The 20,963-nt window shown below is 70.4% G+C and carries 22 protein-coding genes and 1 pseudogene; 10 read left to right on the plus strand and 13 right to left on the minus strand.

Annotation, left to right across the window (positions count from 1 at the left end; translation table 11 throughout):
* The first annotated feature begins 2 nt into the window (after positions 1-2).
* The gene (locus ACTMTF_RS18120; RefSeq protein ID WP_441111727.1) at positions 3-737 is read left to right on the plus strand and encodes a YqjF family protein; all 735 of its coding nucleotides are present in this window, start codon (positions 3-5) and stop codon (positions 735-737) included.
* Positions 738-1,091: 354 nt separating this feature from the next.
* On the opposite strand, the gene ACTMTF_RS18125 is transcribed toward ACTMTF_RS18120, so the two are convergent.
* Both ACTMTF_RS18125 and ACTMTF_RS18130 read right to left on the minus strand, forming a co-directional pair.
* Entirely contained in the window at positions 1,092-1,880 is a 789-nt protein-coding gene (locus tag ACTMTF_RS18125; protein WP_441111728.1) for a glycoside hydrolase family 16 protein, read from the minus strand.
* Positions 1,877-3,508, minus strand: a complete 1,632-nt coding sequence (locus tag ACTMTF_RS18130; protein ID WP_441111729.1) for a serine/threonine-protein kinase — start codon at positions 3,506-3,508, stop codon at positions 1,877-1,879. Before ACTMTF_RS18130 ends, ACTMTF_RS18125 begins: the two co-directional genes overlap by 4 nt.
* 169 nt (positions 3,509-3,677) lie before the next feature.
* Between ACTMTF_RS18130 and ACTMTF_RS18135 the strand changes: the two genes are divergently transcribed.
* The gene (locus ACTMTF_RS18135) at positions 3,678-4,295 is read left to right on the plus strand and encodes a hypothetical protein (protein WP_441111730.1); all 618 of its coding nucleotides are present in this window, start codon (positions 3,678-3,680) and stop codon (positions 4,293-4,295) included.
* Here the strand turns inward: ACTMTF_RS18135 and ACTMTF_RS18140 are convergent.
* Positions 4,226-6,076, minus strand: coding sequence for an ABC transporter ATP-binding protein (locus ACTMTF_RS18140; RefSeq protein WP_441111731.1), 1,851 nt, complete (start codon positions 6,074-6,076; stop codon positions 4,226-4,228). The genes ACTMTF_RS18135 and ACTMTF_RS18140 overlap by 70 nt on opposite strands.
* A gap of 311 nt (positions 6,077-6,387) precedes the next feature.
* Between ACTMTF_RS18140 and ACTMTF_RS18145 the strand changes: the two genes are divergently transcribed.
* Positions 6,388-6,669 (plus strand): metal-sensitive transcriptional regulator, encoded by a 282-nt coding sequence (locus ACTMTF_RS18145; protein ID WP_441111732.1) that lies wholly within the window; start codon positions 6,388-6,390, stop codon positions 6,667-6,669.
* A 63-nt stretch (positions 6,670-6,732) separates the two neighbouring features.
* Here the strand turns inward: ACTMTF_RS18145 and ACTMTF_RS18150 are convergent, their stop codons facing one another.
* Positions 6,733-6,927, minus strand: coding sequence for a CsbD family protein (locus tag ACTMTF_RS18150; RefSeq protein WP_327107529.1), 195 nt, complete (start codon positions 6,925-6,927; stop codon positions 6,733-6,735).
* A gap of 90 nt (positions 6,928-7,017) precedes the next feature.
* On the opposite strand from ACTMTF_RS18150, the gene ACTMTF_RS18155 reads away from it, so the two are divergent.
* Positions 7,018-7,368 (plus strand): DUF488 domain-containing protein, encoded by a 351-nt coding sequence (locus ACTMTF_RS18155; protein WP_441111733.1) that lies wholly within the window; start codon positions 7,018-7,020, stop codon positions 7,366-7,368.
* Positions 7,369-7,388: 20 nt separating this feature from the next.
* On the opposite strand, the gene ACTMTF_RS18160 is transcribed toward ACTMTF_RS18155, so the two are convergent.
* Positions 7,389-7,856, minus strand: a complete 468-nt coding sequence (locus ACTMTF_RS18160; RefSeq protein WP_397007529.1) for a PPOX class F420-dependent oxidoreductase — start codon at positions 7,854-7,856, stop codon at positions 7,389-7,391.
* A gap of 119 nt (positions 7,857-7,975) precedes the next feature.
* On the opposite strand from ACTMTF_RS18160, the gene ACTMTF_RS18165 reads away from it, so the two are divergent.
* The 4 genes and pseudogenes from ACTMTF_RS18165 (at position 7,976) to ACTMTF_RS18180 (ending at position 11,330) form a co-directional block, all read left to right on the plus strand.
* Entirely contained in the window at positions 7,976-9,220 is a 1,245-nt protein-coding gene (locus tag ACTMTF_RS18165; RefSeq protein WP_441111734.1) for a serine/threonine-protein kinase, read from the plus strand.
* A 65-nt stretch (positions 9,221-9,285) separates the two neighbouring features.
* Positions 9,286-9,549, plus strand: a pseudogene (locus ACTMTF_RS18170) (LysR substrate-binding domain-containing protein); the annotation flags it as partial.
* 73 nt (positions 9,550-9,622) lie between these two features.
* Positions 9,623-10,894, plus strand: a complete 1,272-nt coding sequence (locus ACTMTF_RS18175) for a C39 family peptidase (RefSeq protein ID WP_441111735.1) — start codon at positions 9,623-9,625, stop codon at positions 10,892-10,894.
* Between the two features lie 145 nt (positions 10,895-11,039).
* Positions 11,040-11,330, plus strand: coding sequence for a hypothetical protein (locus ACTMTF_RS18180; RefSeq protein ID WP_441111736.1), 291 nt, complete (start codon positions 11,040-11,042; stop codon positions 11,328-11,330).
* Positions 11,331-11,401: 71 nt separating this feature from the next.
* Here ACTMTF_RS18180 and ACTMTF_RS18185 read toward each other — a convergent pair whose 3' ends face one another.
* The 8 genes from ACTMTF_RS18185 to ACTMTF_RS18220 all read right to left on the minus strand — a co-directional run bounded on the left by ACTMTF_RS18185 (position 11,402) and on the right by ACTMTF_RS18220 (position 18,931).
* Complete coding sequence (locus ACTMTF_RS18185; RefSeq protein WP_441111737.1) at positions 11,402-12,652, minus strand: NAD(P)/FAD-dependent oxidoreductase; 1,251 nt, start codon at positions 12,650-12,652, stop codon at positions 11,402-11,404.
* Between the two features lie 102 nt (positions 12,653-12,754).
* A complete protein-coding gene (locus ACTMTF_RS18190) occupies positions 12,755-14,287 on the minus strand; it encodes a PucR family transcriptional regulator (RefSeq protein ID WP_441111738.1) in 1,533 nt (510 codons plus the stop codon).
* Positions 14,288-14,487: 200 nt separating this feature from the next.
* On the minus strand, positions 14,488-15,003 hold the full coding sequence (locus ACTMTF_RS18195) for a LysR family transcriptional regulator substrate-binding protein (RefSeq protein ID WP_441111739.1): 516 nt from the start codon (positions 15,001-15,003) through the stop codon (positions 14,488-14,490).
* A gap of 121 nt (positions 15,004-15,124) precedes the next feature.
* On the minus strand, positions 15,125-15,601 hold the full coding sequence (locus ACTMTF_RS18200; RefSeq protein WP_441111740.1) for a hypothetical protein: 477 nt from the start codon (positions 15,599-15,601) through the stop codon (positions 15,125-15,127).
* 162 nt (positions 15,602-15,763) lie between these two features.
* Positions 15,764-16,972, minus strand: coding sequence for an AI-2E family transporter (locus tag ACTMTF_RS18205; protein WP_441111741.1), 1,209 nt, complete (start codon positions 16,970-16,972; stop codon positions 15,764-15,766).
* Positions 16,973-17,091: 119 nt separating this feature from the next.
* Complete coding sequence (locus tag ACTMTF_RS18210) at positions 17,092-17,241, minus strand: hypothetical protein (RefSeq protein WP_441111742.1); 150 nt, start codon at positions 17,239-17,241, stop codon at positions 17,092-17,094.
* A 50-nt stretch (positions 17,242-17,291) separates the two neighbouring features.
* Positions 17,292-18,464, minus strand: a complete 1,173-nt coding sequence (locus ACTMTF_RS18215; protein WP_441111743.1) for a zinc-dependent alcohol dehydrogenase — start codon at positions 18,462-18,464, stop codon at positions 17,292-17,294.
* On the minus strand, positions 18,461-18,931 hold the full coding sequence (locus tag ACTMTF_RS18220; RefSeq protein WP_441111744.1) for a hypothetical protein: 471 nt from the start codon (positions 18,929-18,931) through the stop codon (positions 18,461-18,463). The genes ACTMTF_RS18215 and ACTMTF_RS18220 overlap by 4 nt, the downstream gene beginning before the upstream one ends.
* 78 nt (positions 18,932-19,009) lie before the next feature.
* Here ACTMTF_RS18220 and ACTMTF_RS18225 point away from each other — a divergent pair, with 78 nt between their 5' ends.
* Together ACTMTF_RS18225 and ACTMTF_RS18230 are read left to right on the plus strand one after the other, a co-directional pair.
* Complete coding sequence (locus tag ACTMTF_RS18225; protein WP_441111745.1) at positions 19,010-19,966, plus strand: NAD-dependent epimerase/dehydratase family protein; 957 nt, start codon at positions 19,010-19,012, stop codon at positions 19,964-19,966.
* Between the two features lie 107 nt (positions 19,967-20,073).
* On the plus strand, positions 20,074-20,895 hold the full coding sequence (locus ACTMTF_RS18230; protein ID WP_441111746.1) for an SAM-dependent methyltransferase: 822 nt from the start codon (positions 20,074-20,076) through the stop codon (positions 20,893-20,895).
* The last annotated feature ends 68 nt before the right edge of the window (positions 20,896-20,963 follow it).

Raw genomic sequence — 20,963 nt, forward strand, 5'->3', positions numbered from 1 at the left:
GTATGGACGACACGAGTGAGCGCGACGGCGGCCCCCGGCCCACGCCGAGGGTCGCCCGGCCGGTGATGCACCACCGCTGGTCCGACATCACCTTCCTGCACTGGCGCTATCCCGCCGCGCTCATCCAGTCGATGCTGCCGGACTCCCTCACGGTGGAGACCTTCGACGGGACGGCCTGGATCGGGATGACGCCCTTTGTCATGGAGGACGTCCGGGCGGCGGGCCTGCCCGCGCTACCGTGGCTGTCCCGCTTCCCCGAGACCAACCTGCGGACCTACGTGCGCGACGATCGCGGGCGCAGCGGGATCTGGTTCCTGTCGCTGGACGCCGGACGGCTGCCCGCCGCGCTCGGCGGTCGCGCCGGTTACGGCCTGCCCTATTTCTGGTCGGACATGTCCGTACGGATCGCCGGGGCGCTCACGCAGTACCGGTGCCGTCGCACCTGGCCGGGCCCCAGCGGCGCGCGGTGCGACGTGGACGTGGAGCGGGACACGGCATCCTGGGACGGCGACGAGCTCGCGTGGTTCCTGACGGCGAGGTTCAGGCTGTTCACGAAGATGGCGAACCGGCTGGCCTCGGCCGAGATCGAGCACGAGCCCTGGCCGTTGCACCGCGCCGCGCTGATCCGCCTCGACCAGAGCCTGCTCCAGGCCGGCGGCCTGCCCGCGCCCGACGACGATCCCATCCTGCACGCCTCCCCTGGGGTGCCGGTACGGGTGGGCATGTGGAGCTGGTGAGCCCGGACACAGGAGAGAGCCGGCGGTGATCCGCCGGCTCTCAGTCTCGCTTCTTCAGCTGCTACCACCACCAGGACGACTTGCGCCAGCCCCAGCCGCCGCCCCAGCCGCCGCCCCAACCGCGACGACAACCGCACCTACGACGACGTCGACAGCCACCTCGGTGGGAGGTCGGGTATCCACTGGTGAGCATCTCGTCTCCCCCTTTCGGTTCTTCCAAAAGGGACACTAATGCCTATATCGCGATAAATCACGACCTGGACATCGATCAAAAAAGACTTGACTGGCGGCACCCGTAAGGAATAGCCCGTATTTGGTTACGGCAAAAGGCGCGTAACGTGCTATTCGTTTGCGTCAAAGCGCGCGATATCCCCGTACATAGTCAACGATGAATTCCTTGGGATATGGGCGCTCCCCCACCACAGGATCCCCCGGGAACTCATAGATGTTGAGCATGAGCTGCATCGGATAGTCCGGCGCCTGCGGCACGGTCCTGATGTGCCGGCCGTCCACGAAGAAGGACACCTGGCCGGGCTTCCACTGCGCCGCGTACACGTGGAAGTCGCGGGCGTCGATGGGCAGCGGCTCCGCGGTGAAGTCGTCGGTGATCGCCGGGTCGCCGAAGGGGTGGACGCCCATGCCGACGCGGGTGGTGTCCGGCCCGACGTCGCGGCCGAAGATCTCACAGACGCAGATCTCGGCCGAGCGCTCGGGCCGGTCCTCGTAGCCGATCATCCAGAGCGCGACCATGCTGCGCGGGTCGTCGGTCGCCTTGGCGCGCATCTCGATCAGGCCGTAGTGCGGGGTGTAGAGCCGGACGTTCCGCTGGGCCTCGCGGACGACCGCGCCGGAGTCACGCCCGTGCTGCCCGATCGTGCTGCCGACGGGTCCGGCGAAGACGCCGGTCTGCAGGGACGACACCCGGAGCCCGCCTTCGAGCTCCGGCGACCACGGCGGCTGATCCTCCTCGATCAGCAGGCGCAGCAGCCCGTCGCCGACCCGGTGGCGGGCGGCCGAGGATGCGGAGGTGGTCCACTGCGGCAGATAGTGGGCGACCCAGCGGGTCGCGTCGAGGCGGTCGCCCTCGAAGGTGTCCTCGAACTCCAGCTCGTAGCCGTCCTTGATGACGTCGCCGGTCGTCACGAGGCCTTCATCTTCTTCACCACCCGGCCGTCACGGTCGGCCGCCAGATAGCCGGTGCGGTGGTACTCGTCGCCGACGTAGACCATCAGCACCTCCTTCGTGCTACCGAACGCGAAACCGGGGTTCACGATGAGATAGCGCGTGGTGGGCTTGGAGATGCCCAGCTCCTTGTCCGCCCTGCGGATCAGGCCGGGCAGGACGTTCCAGTTGAACGTGCCGAGGTCCACCACCGACATGGTCGCGTTGATGGCGCCACCGGGCCCCTGGCGCGAGGCCACGCCCTCCCGGTAGACGAAGCGGTCGTAGACGCCCTTCTTCCCCTTGACCGGGGCGTCGACGCTGGCGTAGGTCGGGTAGACCACCATCCGGACGACCTTGGTGCCGCCGATCACCGGCTTGAGCGCCTTGATCATGGCTCGGGTCCCCGCGGGGGTCAGCAGGTTGACGGGCGCGTCGTCGGTGGGCTCGGGGTCGTTCTCGGGGTCGTTCTCGGGGTCGTCGATATTCTCGCGGTCGTCGGCCGACCCGGTCCTCTCCGAGTCCGACGGAGACTGCGAGCGGGACTCCGCGTCGGCGGACGACTCCAGGCCGGTCAGCCTGTCCTCGGGATCGCCGCCCGTCGGCTGCAGCACCCCCCACACCAGCGCGCCCGCCGTCACGACGGCGGCGACCGCCGCGGCCGACACCCCGGCGATCAGGCCGCCCGAGCCCCGGCGCGGACGGCGTGACGGCATGGTGTGGGCGTGCGGGATCGGCTGCGACGGGCCCCATCCTGGCGGAGGGGGCCCGGGTAACGGCGGGCCGCCCGCTGCCGCCGAGGCGAGCATGCGGTCCAGGCTGTCGGGGTCGGGACGCGCGGGCGGGTGCCGCCTGAGCAGCGCCATCAGCACGGGCCCCAGGGGTCCGGCCCGCTCGGGCGGCGGCACGTCCTGGTTGAGCACGGCGGCCAGCGTCGCCATCGTGGTGGCCCGGCGCAGCGGATGACGGCCCTCCACGGCCACGTACAGGAGCATGCCGAGCGACCAGAGGTCGGAGGCCGGGTCGCCCTCGTAGCCGTTGATGCGCTCAGGCGCCATGTACTCGGGTGAGCCGATGAACGCGCCGGTCGCGGTCAGGTTGGTGAACTCGCGGATGGCGGCGATGCCGAAGTCGGTGAGCACCGACTGGCCGTCCTGGCGGAGCAGCACGTTGGCGGGCTTGACGTCGCGGTGCTGGATGCCGACCGCGTGGGCCGCCCGCAAGGCGGACAGGACCTCGCGACCGAGGCGGGCCACCTCTCCCGGCGCCATCGGGCCGTGGGCCAGCCGGTCCTGCAGCGACCCGCCGCTGACGAGCTCCATGACCAGCCACGGGTAGGCGTCGGGGCTTTCGTCGACGATGTGGTGGATGGTCACCACATGCGGATGGTTGAGGCGGGCCAGCGCCCGAGCCTCTCGCAGGACACGCTCCCGCAACTCGCGAACGGTGGCGGGGTCCTGCTCCGCCATCGCGGGGTCCGGGGGGCGGACCTCCTTCAGCGCGACTTCTCTGTGCAGTGCCGTGTCCCAGGCCCGCCACACCAGGCCCATGCCCCCGCCGCCGAGCCGCTCCACCAGCTCGAATCGGTCATCGATCACCCGTCTGTGCATTCCAGCAAGAGTACGCGTTCGGGCGTGTTCAGGCGGATATCAATCGTCACTGGCGGTACACCAGTTCAGATCGGTAAAGACTGCCTGATCCAACCATTAAGTAGATGATCCACTTCGGCGGGTAATGATCACAGCGGATGATCCGAATCACCACCCGCAGGGAGCACCCATGTACAAACACGTCTTCACCACACTGACCGCGACGGTCGCCGGGCTGGCTCTGATGGCCGGCCCCGTTTCCGCCGACGACACCGCCGCCGCGCTGCCGTGCGTGGGCGGCACCCTCATCTACCAGGCGCCGCCGGCGACCGAGTCGGTGCTCGACGTCATCTCCGCCGAGGAGCTGATGCAGGGCATGTTCGGCGCCGTGGACGAGAACGGCATCCTGGCCGAGGACTGGACCCCGGCCGCGTCGCTGCCGGAGGAGGACGACGTCGAGGCGTTCGCCCAGGGGCTGATCGCCAACGTCTACGAAACCCCCTTCCTGGCCGCGTACCGGCCGGATCCCGCGCCGATCCCGGCCCTGTCCCGCGCCGTCGGCGTCGACAACCTGCTCCAGGGCGTGCTCGGCACCACCATGGCGGTCTGCGTGACCGGCACCGGCGTCGTCACGACCTCGCCGTACGGCACCGCGCTCGTCGCGACGTCGCCGTACGACGCCTCTGCCGTCACGACCTCGCAGTACGAGACCTCCGCCGTCACGACCTCGACCCGGTCTCAGTCGCTGTTCGACACCCTCGGCGTCAACAGGCTCGTCGAAGGGATCGTCGGCCGCTTCACCCCGTGACGCCCCTGGCGCTTGAGGCGGAGCCGGCCAGGACGAGCGACCGGCTCCAGCTCGATCACGCGCGCGTCGCGCGGCACCTGGCGCAGGTCGTGGGTGATGAGGATCGTCGTCCGCCCCGCCATCAGCAGGCGCAGCGGCTCCATGATCCGCGCGGCCGAGACCTGGTCCAGGCCGGTCATCGGCTCGTCGAGCACGAGCACGGGGGCGTCGCGCAGGATCGCCCTGGCGATCGCGACGCGCTGCCGCTGACCTCCGGACAGGAGCCTGCCGCGCTGCCCCACCCGCGTGTCGTACCCGAACGGCAGCGTCCTGACGAAGTCGTGCACCCCGGCCAGCTCCGCCGCGCGGATCACCTCGTCCAGCGTGGCGGCCGGGCGTCCGTAGGCGATGTTGTCGCGCACCGACCCGGAGAACAGCAGCGTCTCCTGGTGCAGGATGGTGATGTTCGCGCGGAGCGAGTCGCGGGTCACGTCGCGGATGTCGGTCCCGTCGAGCAGGATGCGGCCGGCGCTCGGGTCGTAGAACCTCAGCAGCAGCTTGGCCAGGGTGGACTTGCCCGCCCCGCTCGGCCCGGTGCACACCAGCAGCTCTCCCGGCTCGGCGACGAACGACAGGTCCTGCAGCGCGAGCCGCCTGCGGCTGGGATAGCGGAAGCTGACGTGCTCGAACTCGACCCGGCCGCGAGCCCTGGTGGCGAGCGGCACGGCGGTGGCGCTGTCGGTGACGGCGGGCCGGGTGCCGAGGATCTCCATCACGCGGTCGGAGCCGGCCGCCGCCTCCGACACGGTGAGCGCGATCTCCCCCAGGCTCTGGACGGCCGGATAGAGCATCGCCAGGTAGGCGGCGAAGGCGAGCAGGCCGCCGAGGGTGAGCCGGCCGGCGGCTATCTCCCAGGCGCCGAAGCCGAGCACGACGATGAGGCAGATGGTCTCGAGCACCTGGACCGCGGGGCCGTACAGGCCTGAGAGCCACGCCTGGGTCAGGTTGGCGCGCAACCAGCCCTGCCCCGTGCGGTGCAGGCGCTGCGACTCGCTCTGCTGGCGGTTGTACGCCTGCACGAGCGACTGGTTGGCCAGGCCCTCCTCCAGGACGCTGTTCATGTCCCCGTTGCTGCGCCGCTCGCGCGCGGCCGCCGTCCTGAACCTGGACGCGAAGACCTTCGAGACCACCAGGAAGATGGGCACCAGCGCCATCGTGATCAGCGCGAGGTCCCAGCGGACGTAGAAGGCCGCGCCGGCGAAGAAGATCACGCTGGCGACCGTGGTGAACAGCTTCACCAGGCCGGAGCCCATCATCTCCTCGATGGCCTCGATGTCGTCGGTGAGCCGGGCCATCAGGTCGCCCAGCCGCCGGTTCTCCGAGAAGTCCGGGGACAGCCGCTGGACGTGCGAGAACACCCGGTCACGCAGCCGCAGCAGGAAGCGCTCGGCGCCCACGGCCGTGGAGTACGTCCCGGCGAGCGACGCCATCCCGGCCACGATCGCCAGCGCCAGCCAGGAGAACGCCGGCCCCCAGAACGCCTCCAGGTCGCGGGTGGTGAGCACCTCGTCGGTGATGCGGCCGAACAGCCCGATCGCCGCGACCTCGCACAGGGCGGCCAGGATCGCGAAGAGCACACCGGCCACGAGCAGCCAGCGCAGGCCGTGGGTGTCGGGCCAGAACTCGCGGAACGTGCGGCGCAGGGAGACCGCCGGCGCGAGGGCCGGATGGTCTCCCCGGCTGGTGCTGGAGAACGAGAGCCGGCGGTGGGGCCGCCGGCTCTCAGCGTGTTCTCTTACCACCAGCAGCACCTACGGCGGCGCCAGCCGCATCCACAGCGACGACGACAGCCGCACCCGCAGCCGGACCTGAAGCCAGTAGGAATGAGGTTCATTGCTTACCCCCCTGTGTTGGAGCGTCGATTAGGACGCTAACCGCTATATACCCATAAACCACACCAAACACGTAAGCCAAAGAAGGCTTGACCCATATCGCCAGTTACGAAAGGTGGTTGCTGAATTCCCGTAATGGGCGGGTAAACAGGCAGGTGCTCGCGTTGACATCCGATGCCCGGACCTGACACGGGATACGGTACGGGGGTATAGTAGACCGCATGGTCGGCTACACCGAGAACAAGCAGAACCACCAGCGGCGGCTGCGCCGCATCGAAGGCCAGGTGCGCGGCCTGGAGCGGATGGTCGAGGAGGACAAGTACTGCATCGACATCCTCACCCAGGTGTCCGCGACCACCAGCGCCCTGCAGTCTTTCGCGATCTCCCTGTTGGAGGAGCACCTGGCCCACTGCGTGGCCGAGGCCACCCTCAAGGGTGGCCCGGAGGCGGAGGCCAAGGTCAAGGAGGCGTCCGAGGCGATCGCCAGGCTCGTCCGCTCCTGACGATCCACGGCGGTGGCACGGGCGCACCGGCATCCCGCCGGAGGTCCCCGTGCCCTGGCCGCGTCAGTGCTTGAAAGCGTCCTTCACGTTCTTCGTCGCGTCCTTGGCCTTCTCGCCGGCCTGCTTGAGCTTGCTCTTGCCCTGGTCGGCATGGCCCTCGGCCTCAAGCCGCTCGTCGTCGGTCGCCCGGCCCACACCCTCCTTGGCCTTGCCCTTCAGCTCTTCGGCCTTGTTCGAAACCTTGTCGTCGGCGCCCATGTTCGCCCCCATCGCTGTGTCGGATGAGCCCGTCCCCTATCCGAGTCCACCAGCGGAAAACCTCACCGGGCGGCTGGGTAGGGGGTGGGGATGGGATCGATCCGCATCCAGCGCGTCTACGACCACGAGACGCCGTCCGGCGCGGTGTTCCTCGTGGACCGCGTGTGGCCCCGAGGCATACGCAAGAGCGACCTGCGGCTCGACGGCTGGGCGCGCGACGCCGCCCCCTCGACGGAGCTCCGCCAGTGGTTCGGCCACCGCCCCGAGCGCTTCGCCGAGTTCGCCGAACGCTACCGGGCCGAGCTCGCCGAGCGTCCCGAAGCGGTCGAGCCCCTGCTGGAGGCCGCCGCGAAGGGCCCGGTGACGCTCGTCTACTCCGCCAGGGACACCGAGCACAACCAGGCCGTCGTGCTGCGCGACCACCTGCTGGATCTGATCTAGCAGCTGGTCAGGGCCGTGGGTCAGTCGGTGGCCAGGCGGGCGGGGAAGCCGCCCGTGGCGATGGGGCCCCAGCGTTCGATGTGCAGGCGGATCAGTGACTTGTCCTGGCGGCGCATGGCCTCGCGGTATTCGTCCCAGTCCGGGTGCTCGCCGGAGATGCACCGGAAGTACTCGACCAGCCCGTCCAGCGCCTCGGGCATGTCCAGAACCTCGGCACGCCCGTCGACCTGGACGTACGGACCGTCCCAGGTGTCCGACACGACGCAGATCGACACCCGCTGGTCGCGGCGCGCGTTGCGGGCCTTGGCGCGGTCGGGGTAGGTGGAGACCACGATCCGGCCGTCGCCGTCGACGCCGCAGGTGACGGGCGAGAGCTGGGGCCGGCCGTCGGCGCGGGTGGTGGACAGCAGGCCGTGGTGCCTCGGGCGCAGGAACTCGAGCAGTTCGGGCAGTTCGACGCGGTCAGCGGTCGCGATATTCGGGGCCATCTCAAAATGCCTTTCCGCCTGTGGTGATACGCCGATCCTGCCACGCCGGACGGGTGGAATCGGTGCCGTGTTGGGCGGATGCGTTGTGCGAGGTTACCTTGATCCGATAGTTCTGGCTCATGGCCATTGCGCGGTACGAGGGATGGTTGCTGGGCGGACGCTACCGTTTGGGAGCCAAGCTGGGCTCCGGCGGCATGGGCACCGTCTGGCGCGCCCGTGACGAGCTGCTGGATCGTGAGGTGGCGGTCAAGGAGGTCACCGTCTCCGGCCCGCAGCGCGAGGAGCAGATCGCGCGCACCATGCGGGAGGCGCGCATCGCCGCCCGCCTGACGCATCCGAACATCGCGGCCGTGTACGACGTGGTGCTGGCGGACGAGCGGCCGTGGATCATCATGCAGTACGTCCCCTCCAGCAGCCTCGCCACCATGATCGCGAACCGCGGGACGCTGCCGGTCCCCACCGTCACCCGGATCGGGCTGGAGGTGCTGGCCGCGCTGCGCGCCGCGCACGCCGCGGGGGTCCTGCACCGCGACGTGAAGCCGGCCAACATCCTGCTCACCGGCGAGGGGAACGCGATCCTGACCGATTTCGGGCTCGCCACCACACTGGACGAGGAGCACCCCCAGGCGAGCGTCGTCATGGGGACGGCCGCGTACATCGCCCCGGAGCGCGCCCGCGGCGCTCCCGCCACGTCGAGCTCGGACCTGTGGTCGCTCGGCGCGACGCTGTACGCGGCCGTCGAGGGCCGCACGCCGTTCGCCCAGAACAGCGAGCACGCCACCCTGAGCGCGGTGGTGACCTCCGCGCCCGCGCCGTTCGACAGGGCCGGGGAGCTGGCCCCGGTCATCAGCGGCATGCTGGAGAAGGACCCTGAGGACCGTACGGGTGCCGCGCGCGTTCAAGAGCAGCTGGAGCTCGTGGCGTCGCGGTACGAGCCGAAGCCGGACGTCGCCCCCATGCCGCAGGGCAGGACGCGTGACCTCCCTGCACGGCCCTCCCGGTGGAGCGCGGCGTGCCGGCGGCTCGCGGCGCACCGGCGGGAGGCGGTCATCATGGCGGCTCTGGTCACCTGCGTCTTCACCAGCACCACCTGGCACGTCCAGTCACCCGTCCAGACGGCCGCGCATCCCACCGTCACCAGCACGCCGTCCCCCACCCCCACCGCCGCGGAGAAGACCGTGCGCGAGGAGCGAACCGACAGTGTCCGCGTCCAGCGCATGTCGCGGACGAAGGCCCCGGCGCACCGGCGCGAGCAGCCACGGGACGAGGCCACCGCCACCAGGTCGGACAGCTCCTGGGTCCCGCCGGGCCAGGGGAAGAAGAAGCAGGTCCCACCCGGTCAGGCCAAGAAGTACAAGGGATAGCGATCAGGACGAAGCGCCCGGCACGACCCGGTACTTGAGGTGGGTGACGCCGGGCGCCTCGACAGGAGGGCTTCACGCCACGCATCGCCTCGCTCAGCGACGACATGGTCGTCCTGCAAGCCCTCGTCACCGCCGGCGCGGGCGTCACCTCCCTGCCCGGACTCGCGCTCCAGGCCCACCGCCGGCCCGACGTCCACGCCACCGAACTCCCCGGTTTCACCCGCCGGCTCTACACCGTCACCTACGGCGATCCACCCGACCCGCCCGCCACCGTCGCGCTGGTCCAAGCCCTCCAGGACTCCGCCCGGCGGCAAGTGCCCCCTACGTAGATTTGCCGATGCATTCCATGCCCCTGTTGCCTACTGTCTGCCGGGACCGAGCGCCGTCGGAGAAGGTGGGTCCATGCGCAGGCTGACCGTGTTGACCGGCTTCCTCTCCACCGTCCTGCTGGCGACGGCTCTCACCACCCCCGCCGCGGGCCAGGCGAAGGTGGGGACGAAGCCCCCGCCCGGCGCGGCGGACGTCCGCTATCAGCGGGCCGTGTTCGCCGACGGCGCCTCCGACGGGACGGCCACCGCCGACGGCCTGTCCTTCGCCGCCGCCACCGGCACCACCTCCTACACCGACGCGCTCGGCACCAAGAACTGGGAGTACGCCCGGTGGACCGGCCCCGAGCGGGCGGTCGGCTTCCCCGCCACCGAGCTGATCGCCTCCTGGACCGCCGACGTCCCGGCCGGAAGCTGGATGCAGGTCGAGGCCCGCGCCCGCAACGACTCGGGACTGACCAAGTGGTACGTGCTCGGCCGCTGGGCCTACGGTGACGGCGACATCCAGCGCACCTCGGTGCGGGGCCAGCGCGACGCCGACGCGGACGTGGCCGTCGACACGCTCGTCGCGGCGAAGGGCAGGCGGATCCGCGCCTACCAGCTGCGGGTCACCCTCTACCGGACGCCCGGCTCCACCGTGACACCGCGCGTGCGCACCCTCGGCGCGATGGCCTCCCATGTCCCGCAGCGTAAGAAGGTCCCGGTCAGCCCGGCGGGCGGCGCCTGGGGGACCGAGCTGAACGTCCCGCGCCGCTCCCAGAACGTGCACCAGGGCCACTACCCGGAGTGGGACGGCGGCGGCCAGGCGTGGTGCAGCCCCACCTCGACGACCATGGTGCTCGGCTACTGGGACCGGTGGCCGAGCGCGGCGGACACCTCCTGGGTGAACCCGTCCGACCCCGATCCGGAAGTGGACCACGCCGCCCGCCACACCTACGACCACGCCTACGAGGGCGCCGGCAACTGGCCGTTCAACACCGCCTACGCCGGGCGGTACGGCCTGGACGGGTTCATCACCAGGCTGCGCACGCTGACCGAGCTGGAGCGCCTGGTCGGCGCCGGCATCCCGGTGATCACCTCGCAGTCGTTCAAGAAGGGCGAGCTGCCGGGCGCGGGCTACGGCACCGACGGTCACATCATGGTGGTCGTCGGGTTCACGGCGACCGGTGACGTGATCGCCAACGACCCCGCCTCGCCCAGCAACGCCGCCGTACGGCACGTCTATCCGAGGGCCGCGTTCGAGAACGTCTGGCTGCGCGGCTCCAGCAGCGGCGGTGTCGCCTACGTCATCCACCCGCCGGGCCACGCCCTGCCCCCGACCACGCCGGGGCTGCCCGCCAACTGGTGATACGCCATACCCGGTCGTGACCAGAATTTAAGCCAGGTGCGCCATGCCGTTCCAGCGGCCGGGTGACCTCCGACGCGAGCATGGCTACGCAACGTTACGAATCGCGGCACCGGGCGACCGGCGTCGCCTCACACGGAGGTCAATCATGCTCAAGCGCACCCTTGTCATGCTCGCCACCCCCGGCCTGATCGCAGGCGGGCTCATCTTCTCGGCCGGGACCGCCTCGGCGGCCGCGGTGCCGCCCGTGGAGTGCAAGCTGTACACCAGCAACGCAACCTCGATCGCCAGCTGCCGCTACACCCGTGAATACCAGCACTGGATCCGCTGCGAGAACGGCGACATCACCGCGGAGCTGACCGAGGAGTTCAACGGCAGGCGTAACCACCTGTCCTGCCCGACCGGCTACGACCTGATCAACCACGCCATCGGCGTCTGATCGGTGCTTCAGTGTCGCCGCCACCTCGGTGAGGTGGCGGCGGCACGCGTTCCAGCAGCTTTTCCAGCAGGTCAGCGGGTGGGATCGAACTCCCGCAGCGCCGCCGACAGCTTGCCGGTCGTGATCCGCTCGGCGAGCATCCGGCCGGTGGCCGGGCCGTGGGTGAACCCCCACATGCCGTGGCCGCCGGCGACGTAGATGCCGGGCACTGCCGTGGCGCCGACCAGCGGCCTGCCGTCGGGCGTGACGGGACGGGGACCGACCCAGGTGTTGGTGCGCTCCTCCCAGGAGACGCCGGACAGCAGCGGCCGCGCGGACGCGATGATCGCCTCGACCCGCCGCTGGTAGAGCGGGGCGTCGGCGTCGCGGAACTCCATCGTGCCGGCCACCCGCAGCTTGCCCTGGTACGGCGTGCACGCCACCCGGACGGCCGGCAGGTAGATCGGACCGGCCACGGGCTCGTCCGTCGGCACGGTGAAGGAGTAGCCGCGCCCGGCGCGCACCGGCGTCCGGACGCCCCACGCCTTGCCGAGCTGGTTCAGCCAGGCGCCGGTAGCCAGGACGACGGCGTCGGCCCTGAGCGACTCCCCGGTGTCGGAGACGACCGTCTGCCCGCCCTTCTCGGAGCGTACGCCGCTCACCCGGAAACCTGCGCGGATCGTGGCGCCGCGAGCGGTGACGGCACTGGCCAGCGACTCAGTGAACGCGCCGGGGTCGACGTAGCGCTGCCCGTCCAGCCGGATGCCCGCCGTCGCCCTGGCCGAGAGCTGGGGCGCCTGCTCGCGCAGCTCGTCCCCCTCAAGGGCGGTGTACCGGATCTCCAGCCCGGAGTCGTTGATCCGCCGCAGCTCGTGCAGGAGCGACACGGCCTGCCGTACGCTCCCGAACGCCGCCATGATCGGGGCCTCGTTCGTGGGCGCCTCGACGCCGTTGGCAGCGAGCACGTCGAACGCCTCCAGGGCCTCCTCGTTGAAGGGCAGGTTCGCCTGTACGGCGCGGCCCCAGTCCTTCCAGTTGCAGTGCAGCGCGAACCGGGCCAGGAACGACCACAGGCCCACGTCGGGAGTGGCCGGGACGTGCAGGGGGGCGTCCCGGTCGAGCAAGGAGCGCAGGCCGTAGCGCAGGACACCGGGCTCGTTGAGCGGGATGGCGAGGCCGGGCGAGAGCCAGCCCGCGTTGCCCCAGGACGCGCCGGCGGCCACGCCGTCGCGGTCCACCACGGTCACGTCCACCCCGCGCTCCTGCAGGAACCAGGCGGTGGACAGGCCCACCACACCGGCACCGATCACCACTGCCGTACGTGGTCCACCGTCGATAGCCATCGCCACTTCTCCGCTCTTTTCCGGGTATATGACGAGCATCACCCGTACGGGGCCGAAAGCAGCTGTAGGCGGCGGACAACCGGGAGATGGACCTTTGTCCCGCTACGACAAGCCTTGATCGACCGCGAGTGCGATGATCATCGCCAGCCGCTTCTCCGGGGCGTCGAGCCGCAGGGTGGTGATCGCGGCCATCTTGCGCAGCCGGTAGCGAACCGTGTTCGGGTGCACGCCCAGGCGGGCGGCCGCGTCGCCCAGATCTCCCTGCGCCTCCAGCCAGGCGCGCAACGTCTCGATGTAGCGGGTGCCGTGCTCGGCGTCATGCCTGGTCAGGTCGGCGACCGGGCCACGGGCCGGGGTGCGGCCCGCCGAGGCTGCCGCCCGCAATCGCTGCAGGAGGATCTCGTCCCACGACTCGTCGTACACGACCGGCTGGGCGCCGCCGCCCGGCCGGGCCGCGCGCAGGGCGAGGCTCTCGTCCGCCTCCTGCCTGCCCGGCGCGAGCTGCGCGGGCGCCGCGGGCCCGCCCACCCCGGCGAACACGGTCACCCGCCGGGGCAGCACGTTCACGATCGCGGCCAGCCAGTCGCGGGCCGGCGTGACGTCGTTGCCGCAGGGCAGCACCGTGTAGAGAGTGTTGCCGAACAGCGCGCTGCGCCCCGGCCGTGACCAGCCGAAACCCGTGGTGGCGCGCTCGAAGGCGAGCAGGATCGCCGCGTGCCGCTCCTCGCCGATGTGCGCCTGCAGCGCGATCACCCGGAACTGGCCTCCCGGCAGCCCGAGCCTGCTGACCAGCGCGGGAGCGTCGGCGGTGCCCTCCATGAGCTGGATGACCAGGTCGGACTCCACCTGCCGCTCCAGGTCGGCGCTGACCCGCGAGCGCAGCAGGTGCAGCGCCACCGCCCTGGCCCCGTCGCTGAGCACGGTCCTGGCCGTACCGGTCAGCGGGCGCTCGCACTCCACCCAGATCGACCCGAGCAGCTCCCGCCCGGCACGCACCGCCACCACCATCCGGCCGCGCAGCCCGTGCTCCGGTGCGGGCTCCACGAACAGCGGCTCCTCCGAGGTCGCCAGATGCGCGAAGACACCCCTGCTCTCCAGCAGCCGGCGCATGCCGTCCGGCACCCGGCGGCCCAGGATCGTCTCCAGCCGCACCGGGTCGGCCGCCTGTTGCGAACCGGAGTAGGCGAGCACCCGCGACATCTGGTCCTCGATGGTCACCGGAGAGGCGAGCTCCCCGGCGAGCGTGTCGGCGAAGGAGAACAGGTCGGTCGGCCCCCGCCCCGCCTCGGTCTCACGCCCCTCCAGCACCAGGCCGTACACCACACCGAACAGCTGGCTCCAGGACACCTCGGGATCCACCAGCAGCACGGCGATCCCGCCGTCGCGAACGCTCTCCCCGATCGGCGCGCCCTCGCGCACCAGCACCACCACGGCCCGCGCCGCCCGCGCCAGCCGCACCGCCTCGTCCGCCGACTCCACCCCCACGGGCAGGAACACGTCCCCGCTGGCGGGGCGCGGATCGGCCGGATCGTGTACGACCACGCTGCGGAGCTCCACCTGCCGTGACACGGGGGCACTGAGCAGCCGGGCGCCATAGCCGCCGAGAACGTTCACCAACCGATCCAGCTTCAGCATCCACCGCGCCCCATCTGCCCCTGTCCTGGCGATACGTCGCAGCGTACAGGCAAGGTGACCAAGGGAAAGGCCCCGGCATCGGGTAGGCGGACGCCAGTGATCCTCGCAACACCGGAGTGTCGCGAGGGCTGCGGTGGTGGGTCGCCGTCCCGGCCCTGGACCACAGACCGAGAAGCGGAACTCGCAGGTGACCGGCTATCTCAGCGTCCCTTCGGAACAGCCGCACCCACATCATAGTTCCCGCATGCTGCCGTGATCTCGGCCGTCGCTTGCGCCGCGGTGAAGAAATCGTCGGCCAGCGGCGAGGTGCGCGATGCCGCCATCGCGAGGCTCACCTGGTCGGGCGCGAGTTCGGGGATGGGTACGTAGCTGATGTCCGGACGTGAGTAGAACACTGTCTCCGAACGCCCCACGAACGAGATGCCCCGGCCGGCCGCGACGTGCTCGAGCTTCTCCTCCACATCGCGCACCCGGAGCCCGGAGTCGGGGTGGGGGCGCCTGGTGGGGTGCGTGCTCGGCTCGGCATGCCAGACCAGCGGCTCACCGGCCAGGTCGGCCTCGGTGACCTCCTCCTTGCCGGCCAACCGGTGGCCTGCGGGCAGCACCACCATCAGCGGCTCGGTGTACAGCGGGGTCACGCGCAGGCCGGTCTCGTCGATGGGCAGCCGCACAAAGCCGACGTCGATGCGGCCGTCGAGCAGCGCGGCACTGGCCACCGCAGCGCGGTAACCGCAGGTTGGCGCGGGCCGCGAAACCACGATCCCCGCGACTCCCTGAATCTCAGGGTGTCGCGGGGATCGCCGGAACCCACGGCAGGGATGCCGGGGCCGACGAACGTCAGCCGCAGTTGGCGAACTTGCCGCGCCTGGCGTGGGCCAGGGCGTAGTCGACGCGGGTGTCGGTGGTGTAGCCCTCGAAGTCGACGCACTGGCCCTTGCCGTAGCCGATGGCGGCGGCGTAGTGCTTGTACTTCTTGGCGGTCAGCTTGCCCGGGTCCCGGTAGGCGCCACCGCCCTTGATGTGCAGGATCGCCTGGGTATAGGTGGGCGTGCCGGCGAAGGCGGTCTTGATCGCGGCGACGCAGTTCTTCTGCAGCGACCTGTTCCACATCAGATAGACGTAACCGAAGACGGACTTGCCGCTCTTCATCGTCCGCTTGTTGTCGCGCACGTGGGTCCAGCCGCCGCGCCCGGACTCCTTGGCACAGGCCGCCTCGGGAGAGTAGGCGGCCGCGAGAGCGGGGGCGGGATGCACGAGGACCGTGCCGGCACTCAGCATCGCGGCGAGGGCGAGAGCCTTGGCAGGCTTGCGCACGTGTTCGTCCTTTCGAAGGGCGGTCAAGAGGACCGTCATGACCGACAGCATGACTGCCAGTCGGCATGATCGGGCCCGGGTCATGTTCTCACACCAGAGATCCCTTTGCTGGCATTTAAGCGCTCCGAATCCGATATTTCCGGATGAGGGAGGGGGTCGCCTTCAGCCGCTTTCCTGGGTTTCCGCCCGGGTCCTACCGGGCTCTGTTCCGGGGATCTCCCGGGCCTGTTCATCCTTCGGTTCGTCGACGGGGCCTTCCTCGGTGGGCGGTGTCAGGGAGGGCTGGATCGCATGGCGGGTGCCGAAGGTGTCGAGGACCGAGAGCAGCATCGCCACCACGGGGATGGCCAGCAGCGCGCCGACCGCGCCGAAGAGCAGCGCGCCCATGATGGCCGCGGCGAAGGAGACCCCCGGGTGGATGTTGACGGAGCGGGCGCTGATGCGCGGCTCCAGGGTCAGGTTCTCCACCTGCTGGTAGACGACCGCCCAGACCAGCGCCGCCACCCCGATCCAGGGCGTGGGCGAGGCCAGGCCGACCACCACCGGCAGCGCGATCGCGATGTAGGTGCCGATCGTCGGCACGAACTGGGCGACCACGCCGGTCCACACGCCCAGCGCCAGCCAGGACGGCATGCCGAGCAGCAGGAACACCAGCGCCGACGTGCCGCCGTTGATGGCCGCCAGGACGAGCCGGGCCGCGACGTAGCCGCCGGTCTTCACCGTGGACAGATCCCAGATGCTGACGAAGACCTGCTGGAAGCGGCCCGTCAGGAGCCCCGCGATCCAACGGCGGGCACGGGGGCCGTCGGCCGAGAGGTAGAAGGTCAGCAGGACGAGGGCGAAGGCGTTGAACACGACTCCGGCGACGGTCCCGACCAGGCCGAGCAGCCCTCCCAGAACGTCCTGCGCATAGCCGGCGGCGTCCTGCGGGGTCAGCCTGATCGATTCCAGAATGTCGGAAATTTCGTACTTTGTGCCGAACTGATTGTTGACCCACTGCGTGACGGCGCTCAGCACCTCGGGCAGCGACGCCACCAGCAGCGCCACCTGCTGCAGGAAGAGCTGCCCGAACAGGACGAGGAAGATCACGGCCGCGATGCCCATGGCGACCATCACCAGCGCCGTGGCCATACCCCGCCGCATGTGCCTGGCCAGACGCGCCACCGGCGGCTCCATCGCCAGCGACAGGAACCAGGCCATCACCACCACGAAGAGGAACGATCCCGCGTCGGTCAGCACGAAGTGCAGGAAGAACACGAGCGCGACCATGGCCGCGACCGCGAACCCCACCCGCCACACGTTCGAGGGCGACAACACCACCTGAACGGTCGACGACGTCCCGGGGGGTTGCTCCTCGCTCGACGCCGCCATGGACTCTCCTTCTTCCGGAAGCACGCATGCCGCACTGGCAGGATGCCCCCGGAACCCCCGATGTCACCTGGGTTCCGCGAAACAGGTGAGCCTGATGCCGGTCCCCCGCTGGTGATCGGTTACTCGAAGTCGTCCGGGTTGAGCTCCTTCAGCCGCTTGAACTCGTAATCCAGGGCCGTGTCGACCTTCTCGGGCCCGGCCTGGCTCTCCTCTTCCACCGGCGTCTTGGCGGCGGCCTCGGTCTCCTGCTCTCGTCGGGTGCTCATCATGTCCCCCATGGTTACCGCAGATACAGAACCCCTAACCGGAGGTCTTGCGGTCAAACCGCAGGCTGGAACACGGCCCGTACGCACCCGTCCTGCTTGTGTTTGAACAGCTCGTAGCCCTTGGGCCCGTCCTCCAGGCTCATCGGGTGCGTCAGCAGGGCCGAGGCGTCGAGCCTGCCGCGCGCCATCCGTTCCAGGATCATCGGGATGTACCGCTGACCGTGCTGCTGGGCGCCGCGCATCGTCAGGCCCTTGTTCATGAGCGCGCCCATCGGGAACTTGTCGACCAGCCCGAGATAGACGCCCAGGACCGAGACGATGCCGCCCTTACGGCAGGCCTGGACGGCCTGGCGCAGCGGCAGGCCCCGGTCGGTCTGCAGGCGCAACGCCTGCTTGGCCCGGTGGTAGGCGTACTGGGCGCCGGTGCCGTGGCTCTCCATGCCGACGGCCTCGATGCACTTGTCGGGCCCGCGCCCGCCGGTCAGCTCCTTGAGCGCGTCCAGCACGTCGGTCCGCTCGTAGTCGAGCGTGGTCGCGCCGAGGCGCTCGGCCATGGCGAGCCGTTCGGGGAAGCGGTCGATGGCGATGACCTGCTCGGCACCCATCTGGACGGCGGCCACGGCCGCCATCTGGCCGACGCCGCCGCAGCCCCACACCGCCACCACGTCGCCGGGCCGTACCTCTGCCAGGTCCGCGCCCATCCAACCGGTGGGCACCGCGTCGGAGGCGAACACCGCGGAGGCGTCGGGCACGTCGTCGGGGACGGGAAAGGCGTTGACGTCGGCGAAGGGCACGCGGACGTACTCGGCGTGGCTGCCGACGAAGCCGCCCATGGCGTGGGAGTAGCCGAAGATGCCCGCGGTGGCGTGGCCGTTCAGCTTCTCCAGGAAGCCGGGGTCGGGGTTGCTGTTGTCGCACAGGGAGAAGAGCTGGTTGGCGCAGTAGTAACAGCGGCCGCAGCCGATGATGGAGCAGACCGTCACCCGCTCGCCGACCCGCCGCTCCCGCACGTCCGGCCCGATCTCGACGATCTCGCCGACGAACTCGTGGCCGATCACGTCCCCGGCCATCATCGTCGGCACGTACCCGTCGAGCAGGTGCAGGTCGGAGCCGCACACCGAGCTGGCGGTGACCTTGACCAGCGCGTCCTGGTGGTTCAGCAGTTCGGGGTCGGGCACGTCCTGCACGCTCACCTCGTTGACGCCCGACCAGCACAGCGCCCTCATCGCGTCCCCCTTCTCGTCAGCTGCCTCATCACCGGGATGCCAAGCCGGCCGAGCGGGGTGCGGTGGCCTTCCGGCCGGCCTTCCATCCGCAGCACCTCGCCGGTCTCCAGCAGTTGCTTGAGTGCCCGTACCCGCTCTCTGATCTCGCCGTCGTCGGTGCGTACCGCGATCTGACTGCCTCGCCCGGCGGGGGCGGGGGTGATGCGGGTCTCGTGGTGTTCGGCGAGCCAGGCGAGCAGGTCGGGGCGTTCCGGGCCGGTCAGCGTGCCGGGTTCGGCGGCGACGGTGACGGCGTACCATCCGGACGGCCGCGGGCGGCGCGCGCGCTTGCCCAGCGCGCGGGTGGCGATCGCCGCGCCCGCACCGAGCGCGACGCCGGCGGCCGCGGTGCCGATCAGGCCCCTGGCTCTGGTACGTGCACCGCGCGGTGCGGCGGCGTTCACGTGCTGGCTGTTGTTGTCGCCCATGTCCCGCGGCTGCCCGAGCCCGGCATCGGCAAACCGCGGGGGTTGCCGACGGCCGGTGGAGGCGGACAAGCTGTGCGCATGCGAGTAGTGGTGATCGGCGCCAGTGGTCATATCGGCACCTATCTGGTTCCCCGGCTGGTGGAGGCGGGGCATGACGTGGTCGCGGTGAGTCGCGGCAAGCGGGAGCCCTACAGTCCGCACGGGGCCTGGCGGCAGGTCACCACCGTGCTCGCGGATCGGGAGGCGGAGGAGGCGGGCGGCACGTTCGGCAGGCGGATCGCCGCGCTGGAGGCCGACGTGGTCATCGACCTGATCTGCTTCGAGGAGTCCAGCGCACGCGAGCTCGTCACCGCCCTGACCGGCCGGGTCCGCCACTTCCTGCACTGCGGCACCGTGTGGGTGCACGGCCCGAGCGGGCAGGTCCCGACGACGGAGGACCGGCCGAGGCGGCCGTTCGGCGACTACGGCGTGAAGAAGGCGGCCATCGAGGCCTACCTGCTGGAGCGGGCGCATCGCGACGGCTTTCCCGCCACGATCATTCATCCCGGTCACATCACCGGCCCCGGCTGGGTGCCGGTGACCCCGGCGGGCAACGTCAACCCGGCCGCGTTCCAGACCCTGGCCGACGGCGAGGAGCTGGTCCTGCCGAACCTCGGCATGGAGACCGTCCAGCACGTGCACGTCGACGACGTGGCACGGATCTTCATGGACGCGCTCGCCGGCCGGTCCACGGCCGTGGGTGAGAGCTTTCACTCGGTCGCCACCACGGCCCTGACGCTGCGCGGGTACGCCGAGGCGGTGGCGGGCTGGTTCGGGCGGGAGGCGCGGCTGGCGTTCCTGCCGTGGGAGCAGTGGCGGACCACCGTGCCGGCGGACGAGGCCGAGGTCACCTACGACCACATCGCGCACAGCCCGCACTGCGGCATGGCCAAGGCCGAGCGGCTGCTGGGCCACCGGCCGCGCCACACCTCGCTGGAGGCCATCGCCGAGGCCGTGGACCGGCTCATCGCGGACGGCGTCATCATCCGACGGTGACCTGCGGAGATCAGTTATCCGAATTGGCTGGATTTATCGGATGGTAAGCACCCGTGTCGGCTGCCGTAGTTGCTAACGTTTCACGTGCTGCTATCAGGAGGTGACGGATGAGTGAGGCGTCTCAGCGACCGCCCGCGCGCGTGTCGGCCAACACTCCGAGTGTCGCCCGCATGAACGACTACTTCCTGGGCGGCAAGGACAACTTCGCCGCCGACCGGGAGGTGGCGGAGCAGGTCCTCGCCCTCGCGCCCGAGGCCAAGGCCATGGGCGAATACGTCCAGGCCTTCCGCGAGCGGGCCGTGCGGCACCTCGCCGAGCAGGGCATCAGGCAGTTCGTGAACATCGGCGTAGGGCTGCCGACCGAGCGCAACGTGCACGAGATCGCGCAGGCGGTCGGGCCGAAGTCGCAGGTGGTCTACGTCGCCGACGACCCGGTGGCGCTCAACCACTCCCGCGCCCTGCTGGCCACCGACGAGCGGACCGGGGTGGTCGAGGGTGACATCCTCCACCCGGACGAGCTGGTCGCCGACCTGGTGAAGCGGCGGCTGATCGACTTCGAGCGGCCCGTGGCCGTGCTGGTCTTCGGCGGCACCCTGCAGTACATCCCCGACGACAACGGGCCGCAGGAGAAGGTGGCGCGGCTGCGCGAGCTGCTCGCACCGGGCAGCTATCTCGGCCTCACCCACGCCGTCTTCGACTCCCGGCCGGACATCCGCGACGCGATCACCGACATCTTCCGCAAGGCGCTCGGCCGCCCCTCGGGCGGCCCGCGCACCCGCGACCAGGCGCTGCGCTTCTTCAACGACCTGGAGCTGGTGGAGCCGGGCTTCGTCTACGTCCGTCAGTGGCGCAACGACGAGCACGTCTCCGACGCCGAGGCCCAGCGCGCCTGGGTCATGGCCGGCGTCGCCCGCAAGCCCGAGGCATAGATCCGCCTTCCTGCTGTAACGGGCTGACCTTTGGGCACTTGATGACCAATGTGCTAATTTGGTCATCA

It is taken from the genome of Nonomuraea sp. ZG12 (assembly GCF_052068115.1).
Lineage (GTDB): Bacteria > Actinomycetota > Actinomycetes > Streptosporangiales > Streptosporangiaceae > Nonomuraea.

Bases quoted from the DNA above. Each gene is read 5' to 3' on its own strand.
- ACTMTF_RS18120 (WP_441111727.1), top strand. From the start codon at position 3: ATGGACGACACGAGTGAGCGCGACGGCGGCCCCCGGCCCACGCCGAGG.
- ACTMTF_RS18130 (WP_441111729.1), bottom strand. From the start codon at position 3,508: ATGCACAGACGGGTGATCGATGACCGATTCGAGCTGGTGGAGCGGCTC.
- ACTMTF_RS18135 (WP_441111730.1), top strand. From the start codon at position 3,678: ATGTACAAACACGTCTTCACCACACTGACCGCGACGGTCGCCGGGCTG.
- ACTMTF_RS18145 (WP_441111732.1), top strand. From the start codon at position 6,388: ATGGTCGGCTACACCGAGAACAAGCAGAACCACCAGCGGCGGCTGCGC.
- ACTMTF_RS18150 (WP_327107529.1), bottom strand. From the start codon at position 6,927: ATGGGCGCCGACGACAAGGTTTCGAACAAGGCCGAAGAGCTGAAGGGC.
- ACTMTF_RS18155 (WP_441111733.1), top strand. From the start codon at position 7,018: ATGGGATCGATCCGCATCCAGCGCGTCTACGACCACGAGACGCCGTCC.
- ACTMTF_RS18160 (WP_397007529.1), bottom strand. From the start codon at position 7,856: ATGGCCCCGAATATCGCGACCGCTGACCGCGTCGAACTGCCCGAACTG.
- ACTMTF_RS18165 (WP_441111734.1), top strand. From the start codon at position 7,976: ATGGCCATTGCGCGGTACGAGGGATGGTTGCTGGGCGGACGCTACCGT.
- ACTMTF_RS18175 (WP_441111735.1), top strand. From the start codon at position 9,623: ATGCGCAGGCTGACCGTGTTGACCGGCTTCCTCTCCACCGTCCTGCTG.
- ACTMTF_RS18180 (WP_441111736.1), top strand. From the start codon at position 11,040: ATGCTCAAGCGCACCCTTGTCATGCTCGCCACCCCCGGCCTGATCGCA.
- ACTMTF_RS18185 (WP_441111737.1), bottom strand. From the start codon at position 12,652: ATGGCTATCGACGGTGGACCACGTACGGCAGTGGTGATCGGTGCCGGT.
- ACTMTF_RS18190 (WP_441111738.1), bottom strand. From the start codon at position 14,287: ATGCTGAAGCTGGATCGGTTGGTGAACGTTCTCGGCGGCTATGGCGCC.
- ACTMTF_RS18205 (WP_441111741.1), bottom strand. From the start codon at position 16,972: ATGGCGGCGTCGAGCGAGGAGCAACCCCCCGGGACGTCGTCGACCGTT.
- ACTMTF_RS18210 (WP_441111742.1), bottom strand. From the start codon at position 17,241: ATGATGAGCACCCGACGAGAGCAGGAGACCGAGGCCGCCGCCAAGACG.
- ACTMTF_RS18215 (WP_441111743.1), bottom strand. From the start codon at position 18,464: ATGAGGGCGCTGTGCTGGTCGGGCGTCAACGAGGTGAGCGTGCAGGAC.
- ACTMTF_RS18220 (WP_441111744.1), bottom strand. From the start codon at position 18,931: ATGGGCGACAACAACAGCCAGCACGTGAACGCCGCCGCACCGCGCGGT.
- ACTMTF_RS18225 (WP_441111745.1), top strand. From the start codon at position 19,010: ATGCGAGTAGTGGTGATCGGCGCCAGTGGTCATATCGGCACCTATCTG.
- ACTMTF_RS18230 (WP_441111746.1), top strand. From the start codon at position 20,074: ATGAGTGAGGCGTCTCAGCGACCGCCCGCGCGCGTGTCGGCCAACACT.